General features: G+C 45.1%; 10 protein-coding genes. 6 read left to right on the top strand and 4 right to left on the bottom strand.

Annotated elements, in window-relative coordinates; all coding sequences use genetic code 11:
* Positions 1 to 420 precede the first annotated feature (420 nt).
* Entirely contained in the window at positions 421 to 2091 is a 1671-nt protein-coding gene (locus QUB08_RS27120; protein WP_333228768.1) for a calcium-binding protein, read from the top strand.
* A 171-nt stretch (positions 2092 to 2262) separates the two neighbouring features.
* On the opposite strand, the gene QUB08_RS27115 is transcribed toward QUB08_RS27120, so the two are convergent.
* A complete protein-coding gene (locus tag QUB08_RS27115) occupies positions 2263 to 2955 on the bottom strand; it encodes a DUF2259 domain-containing protein (protein WP_333228766.1) in 693 nt (230 codons plus the stop codon).
* Positions 2956 to 3494: 539 nt separating this feature from the next.
* Here QUB08_RS27115 and clpB point away from each other — a divergent pair.
* A complete protein-coding gene (gene clpB, locus QUB08_RS27110) occupies positions 3495 to 6110 on the top strand; it encodes an ATP-dependent chaperone ClpB (protein ID WP_333228764.1) in 2616 nt (871 codons plus the stop codon).
* A gap of 112 nt (positions 6111 to 6222) precedes the next feature.
* On the opposite strand, the gene QUB08_RS27105 is transcribed toward clpB, so the two are convergent.
* Both QUB08_RS27105 and QUB08_RS27100 read right to left on the bottom strand, forming a co-directional pair.
* Positions 6223 to 6399 (bottom strand): ribbon-helix-helix domain-containing protein, encoded by a 177-nt coding sequence (locus QUB08_RS27105; RefSeq protein ID WP_333228762.1) that lies wholly within the window; start codon positions 6397 to 6399, stop codon positions 6223 to 6225.
* Positions 6400 to 6468: 69 nt separating this feature from the next.
* On the bottom strand, positions 6469 to 6648 hold the full coding sequence (locus QUB08_RS27100; RefSeq protein ID WP_193973468.1) for a ribbon-helix-helix domain-containing protein: 180 nt from the start codon (positions 6646 to 6648) through the stop codon (positions 6469 to 6471).
* A 206-nt stretch (positions 6649 to 6854) separates the two neighbouring features.
* Between QUB08_RS27100 and QUB08_RS27095 the strand changes: the two genes are divergently transcribed.
* The 3 genes from QUB08_RS27095 (at position 6855) to QUB08_RS27085 (ending at position 9022) form a co-directional block, all read left to right on the top strand.
* Positions 6855 to 7091, top strand: coding sequence for a hypothetical protein (locus tag QUB08_RS27095; RefSeq protein WP_333228760.1), 237 nt, complete (start codon positions 6855 to 6857; stop codon positions 7089 to 7091).
* A 285-nt stretch (positions 7092 to 7376) separates the two neighbouring features.
* A complete protein-coding gene (locus tag QUB08_RS27090; protein ID WP_333228758.1) occupies positions 7377 to 8327 on the top strand; it encodes a DUF262 domain-containing protein in 951 nt (316 codons plus the stop codon).
* A 2-nt stretch (positions 8328 to 8329) separates the two neighbouring features.
* Positions 8330 to 9022 (top strand): MAE_28990/MAE_18760 family HEPN-like nuclease, encoded by a 693-nt coding sequence (locus QUB08_RS27085; RefSeq protein WP_333228756.1) that lies wholly within the window; start codon positions 8330 to 8332, stop codon positions 9020 to 9022.
* A gap of 91 nt (positions 9023 to 9113) precedes the next feature.
* Here QUB08_RS27085 and QUB08_RS27080 read toward each other — a convergent pair whose 3' ends face one another.
* Positions 9114 to 9776 carry a hypothetical protein gene (locus QUB08_RS27080; RefSeq protein ID WP_333228755.1) on the bottom strand — a complete coding sequence of 221 codons (663 nt, stop codon included), beginning with the start codon at positions 9774 to 9776 and terminating at the stop codon, positions 9114 to 9116.
* On the opposite strand from QUB08_RS27080, the gene QUB08_RS27075 reads away from it, so the two are divergent.
* Positions 9775 to 9963: a hypothetical protein gene (locus tag QUB08_RS27075; protein WP_333228754.1), complete on the top strand. Its 189-nt coding sequence runs from the start codon at positions 9775 to 9777 to the stop codon at positions 9961 to 9963. The two genes, QUB08_RS27080 and QUB08_RS27075, sit on opposite strands and share 2 nt — an antisense overlap.
* Positions 9964 to 10086: the final 123 nt, after the last annotated feature.

Here is a 10086-nt window from a genome sequence, read left to right as displayed (position 1 = left end):
CCCAGTAATCTCTTCAGGCTTGAATTTTTAAATTTTATAACCATCAATTCTATTTAAAGACCTGCGGAATGTGGGTTGACACGGATACACGGATTAATTATTGAGCATTTGTCAATTGTCAGGAGGCAGATATTCAAGGAAAAAGAAAGAGGGAGGAAGGAAGAGGGAAATTTTAAAATCTATTGATATAGCAACCGCCAAAGCGGTTAGGGCATAAAGTGTAAATAGCCCAAATTGCCGTGCGATCGCAAAACCCATCTCCAAAGTTGTACTCTTAAATATCAATACTTCGGACAGTTTTTGATTACCAGCCGTAGAATAAGGGTTTCAAGGCTCCAAGGCGATCGAGCTACCAACGGAAAATCGAGCGTTTCAGACTACGAAATAAAAACAGTTCGGACTATTGAAATATCAGGGCTTATGAATATTACTCGCGTTTCAGTTGACTCAGCAGGCAATCAGGGCAATCGAGGGCCATTGGGCACCTTTTCCTCTGCTTCCATTTCGCCCGACGGGCGGTTTGTGGCGTTTGAATCTCCAGCATCCAACCTCGTGCCGGGGGACACTAACGCTAGCGAGGATGTGTTTGTGCGGGACACGCTAGCCAATACCACCACCCGTGTCTCTGTTGACTCAGCAGGCAATCAGACTCTCGGCGACTCCTACAGCCCCTCCATCTCAGCCGACGGGAGGTTTGTGGCATTTTGGTCTCTTGCCACAAACCTTGTGCCGGGAGACACTAACAATACAAACGACTTCTTCTTACGGGACTTGTTGACGAATACCACCACCCGCGTCTCTGTGGACTCAGCAGGCAATCAGGTGACGAACAATGCCTCCGGAGGCGGCTCCATCACCCCCGACGGGCGATTTGTGGTGTTTTTTTCTGACGCCTCCAACCTAGTGCCGGGGGACACTAACAATACAGCCGACATCTTCGTGCGAGACTTGTTGACGAATACCACCACCCGCGTCTCTGTTGACTCAGCAGGCAATCAGGCGAACAGGGAGTCCTACGGCTCCTCCCTCTCAGCCGACGGGCGGTTTGTGGCATTTTCCTCTCTTGCCACAAACCTAGTGCCGGGGGATACTAACAATACAAACGACATCTTCGTGCGGGACTTGTTGACAAATACCACCACCCGCGTCTCTACGAACTCAGCAGGCAATCAGGCGAACGGGGAGTCCTACAACCCCTCCCTCTCAGCCGACGGGCGGTTTGTGGCATTTTCCTCTTTTGCCACAAACTTCGTGCCGGGGGACACTGACAATAACATCGACATCTTCGTGCGGGACTTGTTGAGGAATACCACCACCCGCGTCTCTACGAACTCAGCAGGAAATGAGGGGAACAGTAACTCCAACAGCGCTTCCATCTCAACCGACGGGCGGTTTGTGGCGTTTCATTCTAGTGCCTCCAACCTCGTGCCGGGGGACACTAACAATAGAAGCGACATCTTCGTGCGCGACACGCTAGCCAACACCACCACCCGCGTTTCTGTTGACTCAGCAGGCAATCAGGGGAACAGCCTGTCCTTCGAGGCCTCCATCTCTGCAGATGGGGGGAGAGTAGCGTTTTCATCTGATGCCACTAACCTCGTACCGGGAGATACTAACAATAACATCGATGTTTTTGTTTCTGACATCGGCAATACTCCAGGCAATAACCCTCCTGATAACAATATCAACGGCACTCTAGGTAATGACATCCTGACTGGCACCAACGGCAACGATATCATCAACGGTTTGCGGGGTAACGATATCTTCACTGGCGGGGGTGGCAACGACTACCTGTCTGGTGGCAAAGGTTTTGACACCCTCAACGGCGGTTTGGGAAACGATATTCTCGTTGGTGGCGCGGGCAATGATGTCTTTGTTTTAGGTGCCGGATTGGGAGTTGATACAATTGTGGGTTTCGCCAACTCTCAAGATACCGTGCAATTAATCAATGGCTTGACCTTCGGACAGCTATCAATTTCGCCGGGAACTGACGGCACATTAATTACAGTAGCCAGCAGCGGTGAAGTTTTAGCTTCTTTGATAGGTGTTGCTCCCAATCTCATTGGTTCTGAAGATTTCATCTCGGTCTAGAGATAGTAAAATAGCAATCCTTGCAGGAGTCGTAAATTTTTACCCCACCCCAGCCCTCCTCGAACCCAAGGGGAGGGAGTAAGAAATTCACAAATGATGCGAGGATTGCTATATAGGGGTTCTGCGTAAGTTTTGATAATTCCCAGGTTAAAACCTGGGAATATAGCAAGCCTAAAGAACAAAGCCTTGTACAACAGTAGTTTTCAAGACTCCTTCAAAAGTGCGTTCTGTCTTGTCCACCAGCACAACTACATTGCGCCCGTTCGGAGACAAACGAACTTCTCGGATTGAATAAGAGAACACCCAATCTTGAAAATTGTTCAGCGTTCCGAGGACACGCTGCCGACCGTTATGATTAATTACAAGACGCATGGCCGCGCTTTCTCTGCCAGCAGAAGCATTTTTTTGCCGCTGTTCCAGGCGAATCTGTAAAGGCTTTGCTGTATTGACTTTGACGGCGACTGTCTCGCTTCCATTGGCTCCGGGAGTACGAGAAATAATGTTCAGTTTAGTTCCAGCTTGAGGAGGAGTTAACTTCAAATTTTGCCTGCTATTCCAACTTTTTTTAAGCAAGTCATCTTCTGCCATTTTAGTGCTTTTATTGGAGTCGGGTTCGCCATATTTAGTTTCGATACACCCATTTCTGATGCAGGAATTTGCAGCAACTTGGACAATTTGCAATTCTGCTTTGGGAATTCCCGCTCCTGTATCTCTGGAACTTTCTAGATACAAGTAGTAATTGCTGTCGGCGGAAAAACCAGACATCCGGTGTGCGGCACGCCAGGTACTTGCCAAAGCTTCAGGGGCTAGTGCGATCGCGGTACTTGCTATAATACCTAACGAAATTAAAGGTAAAATTTTCATAGCTATATTTTCCAGTTGTGAGAGTTATAGCGGCTGTTATTGATGAGTAAAACAATAACGCTTCGGGTTTAGCTATAGGACTGTGACGCTTCTCAAGTCCTCTCTCCTATTTACATGAGTGTTTCTCCATTTTCCGCAGCAGGAGACTGTGTAAGAATGTGCAGTTTTTTCAAGTGGCACTAGAAAGCATTTTTAATGTGAGAGTTGGTCTTATCTCACATCTTGCACTCTTTGTGGAACAGGCTTTTCGGCCTGTTCCACAAAGAGTGAATTTTCTTGTGGAACAGGCCGAAAAGCCTGTTCATAAAAGCTTATTGACAATGGTGCAACATCTCAGTCTTATCCAAGAGTCCAACTTTTAGGCGCGGCAGTTTGCTTTTCCTTGCGAGAGACTGCTACACAGGACGGAAATACCTATCTCAAGATAGGGGAACACCGATCCGCCCCCTCTCCGCAACTCCCTACAATGACAATTGTACGGGCGATCGAGCAATTGCCTCTACAGCAGCCATCATTTTTAATGCAGGGAATTAAAATTTATGCAACCGAATAATCCAAACCAATTTACCGAAAAAGCCTGGGAAGCCCTCGCCCGCACCCCCGAACTCGTCAAAGCAGCTCAGCAGCAGCAGCTAGAAAGCGAACACTTGATGAAAGCTTTGCTGGAACAAGAATCGGGACTCGCTAGCAGCTTATTTAACAAAGCTGGAGTTTCTGTAGCAAAATTGCGCGATCGCACTGATGAGTTTATCAGCCGCCAGCCGAAAATCTCTGGAAGCGGGGGCAACGTTTATCTCGGTCGTTCTCTCGACACTTTGCTCGATCGCGCCGAAACTTATCGCAAAGAGTACGGCGATGAATTTATTTCGATCGAGCATTTGATACTAGGTTACGTTAAGGACGATCGTTTCGGAAAAAATCTACTACAAGAATTTAAACTATCTGAAGCTAAGCTCAAAGATATTATTACCCAAGTCCGGGGGAACAACAAAGTGACCGATCAAAATCCAGAAGGGAAATACGAAGCGCTGGAAAAATACGGCCGAGATTTGACAGAAGCTGCGCGTCAAGGCAAACTCGATCCGGTAATCGGACGGGATGACGAAATCCGTCGCACGATTCAAATTTTGAGCCGTCGCACCAAAAATAACCCGGTATTGATTGGGGAACCGGGAGTCGGAAAAACTGCGATCGCCGAAGGACTCGCCCAGCGAATTATCACCGGAGATGTCCCCCAATCTCTCAAAGACCGACAATTAATTAGCCTAGATATGGGCGCTTTAATTGCCGGGGCTAAATTCCGGGGAGAATTTGAAGAACGCTTGAAAGCGGTACTCAAAGAAGTGACCGACAGCAACGGCAAAGTCATCTTATTTATCGATGAAATTCATACTGTTGTCGGTGCTGGCGCAACTCAAGGATCGATGGATGCCGGCAACTTGCTAAAACCGATGTTAGCAAGGGGAGAATTGCGCTGTATCGGTGCTACAACTCTCGATGAATACCGCAAGTACCTCGAAAAAGATGCAGCCCTAGAACGCCGTTTTCAGCAAGTTTATGTTGACCAACCGACTGTTGAAGATACTGTCTCGATTTTGCGGGGCTTGAAAGAACGTTACGAAGTTCACCACGGCGTGAAAATTTCTGACAGCGCCCTAGTGGCGGCGGCTACTTTGTCTACTCGATATATTAGCGATCGCTTCCTTCCAGACAAAGCGATTGACTTAGTGGACGAAGCAGCCGCTAAACTCAAAATGGAAATTACCTCCAAGCCGGAAGAACTAGACGAAATCGACCGCAGGATTTTGCAGCTAGAAATGGAAAGACTGTCGCTGCAAAAAGAAAGTAACTCTGCTTCAATCGAACGCTTAGAAAGACTGGAAAAAGACTTAGCCAACCTCAAGGAACAGCAAAACGGTTTGAATGCTCAGTGGCAATCGGAAAAAGGTGTCATTGGCAGCATTCAAAAGATTAAAGAACAGATTGATAAGGTGAATATTGAAATTCAGCAAGCTGAATTAAAATATGACCTGAACCGCGCTGCTGAGTTGAAATATAGCAAGTTAACTGAATTGCAAAAACAACTGCAAGAAGCTGAATCTCAACTGTCAGCAACTCAAACCACAGGTAAAAGTTTGCTGCGGGAAGAAGTTACAGAAGGTGACATTGCTGAGATTATTTCCAAGTGGACGGGAATTCCGATCAGCAAGTTAGTTGAATCGGAAATGCAGAAACTTCTGCACTTGGAAGATGAACTGCACAAGCGGGTAATCGGACAGGATGAAGCGGTGACGGCTGTTGCCGATGCAATTCAGCGATCGCGCGCAGGTTTAGCCGATCCCAATCGTCCGGTTGCGAGTTTTATCTTCCTCGGCCCCACGGGTGTTGGCAAAACCGAATTAGCCAAAGCATTAGCGTCTTATCTGTTCGACACGGAAGAAGCGATCGTGCGAATTGATATGTCGGAATACATGGAAAAACACGCGGTTTCGCGGTTAATTGGTGCGCCTCCGGGATACGTCGGCTACGATGAAGGCGGACAATTAACTGAGGCTGTGCGGCGCCGTCCTTACTCGGTGATTCTATTCGATGAAATCGAGAAGGCGCACCCGGATGTATTCAACATCATGCTGCAAATTCTGGATGACGGCCGCGTTACGGATGCTCAAGGTCACACAGTAGACTTTAAGAATTCTGTGATTATTATGACCTCGAATGTCGGCTCTCAATACATCTTAGATGTGGCGGGAGATAACGAACAAATGCGGAGTCGGGTGATGGAAGCGATGCGGGGAACTTTCCGCCCGGAATTCCTGAACCGGATTGATGAGATGATTATCTTCCACGGTTTGAGTAAGACGGAACTGCGACAAATCGTGCAGTTGCAAGTCAAGCGCTTGGAAAAACGGTTAGCTGAACGCAAGATGTCTCTGAAGCTGTCGGAATCTGCGATCGACTTTTTAGCAGAAATTGGTTACGATCCGGTTTACGGTGCGCGGCCTTTGAAGCGGGGAATTCAGCGGGAGTTGGAAACGCAAATGGCGAAGGGTATTTTGCGGGGAGATTTTGCTGATGGCGATACGATTTTTGTGGATATCGAGAATGAAAGGTTGGCGTTTAAGCGGCTGCCGGCACAGTTGGTGACTGCTAAATAATCTTAGTAGGGTGGGTTGCGGCCCACCTTATTTTTTTGAGGGGTGAGCTTTTTTTAACCGCAGATGTGGGCGGATGGACGCGGATGGACGCGGATGGGATGGGGATGATGGCTTAAGGGCGATCGTTTTCTGATTCGTCCTTTTTCTGTTCTTGGCGATCTCTGACTGCTTTAGCTGCTACATGGGAGAGAAGGTTTGCGAGGGTTCTATCTTCTTCTTCGGCCCATTCGGACAAGGCTTGATGAACGTCTTCTGGCAGTGTAACTGTAACTCGCATTCGTGAAGGCATAGGTGGGCACGGTTTTACTTCAATTGTCTTAAATTTTACATTGCAAACCCTTTCAGTATCGCGCCGTCTTCAACTCGGGCGATCGCTCCGGGATTCGTCCTTTTTCTGCTCTTGCCGCTCTCTAACAGATTTTGTCAGCAGGTAAGTTGTCAAACTGCTAACGGATCTGCTTTCTTCTTCTGCCCATTCTTCCAGAGCTTTTTGAATCTCCTCTGGTAAGTATGCGGTAACTCGTCCCCGTGAAGCCATTCGTTGCACTGCAAAACATCTCAACACAGTCCATCTTACGCTGTTTTGAGTTAAGACCGATAAAAATATTTCGTTTTAAGTCAATTTATATTATTGTACGTCATTATGTGTTATCCTGGAACCAGTAAACAGTCAAAAGCCAGCCCCTTACTGTCGAAGGTTCCGGGCTGGCTCTGGCTCCAAAAATAGCAATGGAGATGAATTCTATGATGACATATAAAGACCGCTTGCACTGTTGGGCGATCGCCCGTTTGTTACCCACTCAGCAATGGATTATTGTTGCCCGCTTCCGCAGTCGTTCAGATGCAGACGGGCATTTTCAGTTTTTGCGACAAACTATACCTCAGGTTAAGTTTGAGGTTGTGTTCGATTTAAGCGGGGACAGCAACCGTTTATCGGCGTTGGGCCGCTCTGCCAATTCCCTCGCCAGCGGGTTATTGTAATTTTCCGGTTGTTTTGAGTTGATTCAATTTGGGCGATCGCACTTTTTTCGATAAGTGCGATCGCTTTTACGAAGTAAGTCCCAAATTTTCATGGTAAAATCATAGTACCGATAAGTCTATTCACTTCGCAATATCCGATTATTATTTAAGAATATGCGATCGAAACTAGAAATTACCGAGCAACACAAAAAGGTTGATGCTGCTGAAGCCGAAATCCGCGACAAGCAGCAGCTAGTTAATTACGATACCAAAGAGTATCCAGTCGAAATACTCGTTCAAAAATATATGGAAGGAAAGGATGATGATACCAATGAGTTGTTCATCCCCGACTACCAACGTGAAATGGCTTGGGATGACGCAAGGCAGTCAAAGTTTATTGAGTCTATAATTTTGGGTCTGCCAATACCTTATATTTTTGTTGCTGACATCCATGAGGACGAAAACGATGAAGCCCGTTTAGAAATAATAGATGGTACACAACGCATTCGGACTCTTACTAGATTTATCAATAACGAATTAACATTGATAGATTTAAAGAAAATACAGAGTTTAAATGGATTTAAGTTTGCTGATTTGTCCCTAGCCCGTCAGAGGCGCTTCAACCGCACTACACTTCGGATGATTCAACTAACTGAAAGTGCAAATGAGGAAGTGCGAAGAGATTTATTTGAACGCATTAATACAGGTAGTGTCGATCTAAACGAGATGGAAAAGCGCAGAGGCATACTGCCCGGCCAGTTTCTTGAACTGATTGAGGAACTATCGAAACATGACAAGTTCCGCAAATTATGCGCTTTTTCTGAGTCTGCTATTCGCAGCCGCGAACCGCAAGAATTTGTGTTACGTTTTTTTGCATTTTTAAATAACTATCAGAAGTTTAATAGTAAGATAAACATATTCCTTGATGAGTATCTGAAGCAAGTAAATGCAGATCCGAAATTTGATCGCGAAAAAATGCGGGCAGAATTCGAGTCAATGCTAAACTTTGTAGAAAAATATTTTCCTCAAGGATTTCGGCAAGGTAAAAATGGCGCTAGAACAACAACTCGGATTAAATTCGAGTCTCTGGCTGTCGGTGTTGCTCTTGCTTTGAGAAAAAACAGCAATCTTGAGCCAAAGTCAACAGAATTGCTCAATTCAGAAAATTTTAAAAAATACACACAATCTACTGCTAGCAGTTCTAAAAATAAAGTAGCTTTACGCCTTGAGTATGTCCGCGATCAACTGCTAGGCTAAAGATGAATACTGTACTCTTAGATTTCAATACACGCGCTCAAGAGGTAGATGATTACTTCATCTTTTTACATGGCTTGAGCAAAAAAAACACTAAGTTAGCTGTCGCCGATAGTGCTGGACAATATCAAATACAAAGTCTTAATCGTGATTTGGAAAAAACTCTAAAAGCCAATGGCTTGTTGTTATTGTATAACTTAGTTGAATCCACTATGCGAAATGCCATTGTAGCCATATTTGATGAGTTAAAAAATCAAGCAATCTCCTTCGATCAACTCAAACCAGAAATCAAAATGATTGTTCTTCAAAATATTAAAAACCGTTCTCCGGAGGAATTTTATCTACAAATCAATCAAATATCTACAGACATCATCATAGCTACATTTGACAGCAAAAAACTATTTTCAGGGAATGTGGATGCTAGGTTGATTAAAAAAATAGCCGAAAAATACGGTTTTTCATATCAAACAGACTTTACTAAGACAAAGAACGGGAAAAACCTTGTAGATATTAAAGAAAAAAGGAACGACTTAGCCCACGGAGATAAGTCTTTTAAGGAAGTGGGGCAAGGTAAGACTATTGAGGATCTTTTAGAGATTAAGGAGGAAGTCATAGAATACCTACGTCAAATACTGGAGAATATTAAAACTTATCTTGACAATCAAGAGTATTTGGATGTAACTACAGGTACTCCATAATTTTAGGCTAAGAAACCGGGTTTCTCTGATAATTTAGGTTGGGTGGCGAGATATCTCGGAAGAAACCCGGTTTCTGGGAATGATGTGAAGGCTACTTCCGCACCATCACAGACTTAATTACAGCATTCGGCTGATACTTATTAGTCTGATAAAATCCCCCTTTACCAGCGCCATAAACTCCCGCAAATTGTTTCCCTTCAGCCTTGGGAACAAACATAATGTTTTTAGTGGGTTGCTTGGCAAATACAACCCCTTCTCTCATTTCATTATCCACATTATAAGATAAAGTAGCTTTGCCGTAAATTGCCTCGGCTTGTTTCAGAGTCATTCCCGGTCCGACGCCCTGAACTGTTTTATAATTAGAATTTTCAGTCATCAAAAGTTCAATGACATCGGTATCTTTCAGCTTTGTACCCGCAGCGTAGATAATCCGATATTGCACTTTTCCCGATCGACTGACGGCCACTGCATCAAAGTCTACCATAAAAGGAGACTGAACCTTAAACTGCGCCGTGGAACCCAGAGCTTTTTTCAATTCTCCGAAAGTCATCCCCACCTTCGCCGCTCCAATTGTGCGATCGGAAATTGTTAAACTTGCAGAAGGTGTTTTTTGAGCAGCATTAGCGACTTCTCCCAGCACATTTGTACCCCCAAGCGCAACAGCGGAACCGGAAGTCGAAATAAAAGTGAGGTAACTGCCGATCGCCAGCAAAGCAGCTATCATTGATCCAGACAAAACTTTAACATTCAACATGACTAATTCTCCTAGATTTCAAATGCGACTCTCTACCCGCATCTTTTGGACTATCCTGGGTATCACTTTGCTAGTTTGGATTCTCAGAGGCGTTGGCCTCTTGACATTCATTCCCGGTGCTGTTATTTGGATACTGATTTTGCTTTCTTTTGTGGCGGGTATCCTCAGCACTTTACTGCGGCGGTGAGCCGGCTGTCGGCAATTAACAATAGTCATTAGTCATTAGTTATTTGTTATTTGTTATTTGTTAAATCCTTCCAGGTATATCCTGGGAATACAAATCGGTCTGCTCTGACTCCAATGCCCAATA

This window comes from Microcoleus sp. BR0-C5, assembly GCF_036705045.1.
Classification (GTDB): Bacteria; Cyanobacteriota; Cyanobacteriia; order Cyanobacteriales; family Microcoleaceae; genus Microcoleus.
The sequence above is the reverse complement of the archived record's forward strand: the minus strand, read 5'-3'. Positions and strand labels throughout refer to the sequence as shown.

What these genes read in the sequence shown, in the direction of transcription:
- QUB08_RS27105 (WP_333228762.1), bottom strand. Translation starts at nt 6,399, where the DNA reads ATGCCTTCACGAATGCGAGTTACAGTTACACTGCCAGAAGACGTTCAT.
- QUB08_RS27100 (WP_193973468.1), bottom strand. Translation starts at nt 6,648, where the DNA reads ATGGCTTCACGGGGACGAGTTACCGCATACTTACCAGAGGAGATTCAA.
- QUB08_RS27085 (WP_333228756.1), top strand. Translation starts at nt 8,330, where the DNA reads ATGAATACTGTACTCTTAGATTTCAATACACGCGCTCAAGAGGTAGAT.
- QUB08_RS27075 (WP_333228754.1), top strand. Translation starts at nt 9,775, where the DNA reads ATGACTAATTCTCCTAGATTTCAAATGCGACTCTCTACCCGCATCTTT.
- QUB08_RS27120 (WP_333228768.1), top strand. Translation starts at nt 421, where the DNA reads ATGAATATTACTCGCGTTTCAGTTGACTCAGCAGGCAATCAGGGCAAT.
- QUB08_RS27090 (WP_333228758.1), top strand. Translation starts at nt 7,377, where the DNA reads ATGGAAGGAAAGGATGATGATACCAATGAGTTGTTCATCCCCGACTAC.
- QUB08_RS27080 (WP_333228755.1), bottom strand. Translation starts at nt 9,776, where the DNA reads ATGTTGAATGTTAAAGTTTTGTCTGGATCAATGATAGCTGCTTTGCTG.
- QUB08_RS27115 (WP_333228766.1), bottom strand. Translation starts at nt 2,955, where the DNA reads ATGAAAATTTTACCTTTAATTTCGTTAGGTATTATAGCAAGTACCGCG.
- clpB (WP_333228764.1), top strand. Translation starts at nt 3,495, where the DNA reads ATGCAACCGAATAATCCAAACCAATTTACCGAAAAAGCCTGGGAAGCC.
- QUB08_RS27095 (WP_333228760.1), top strand. Translation starts at nt 6,855, where the DNA reads ATGATGACATATAAAGACCGCTTGCACTGTTGGGCGATCGCCCGTTTG.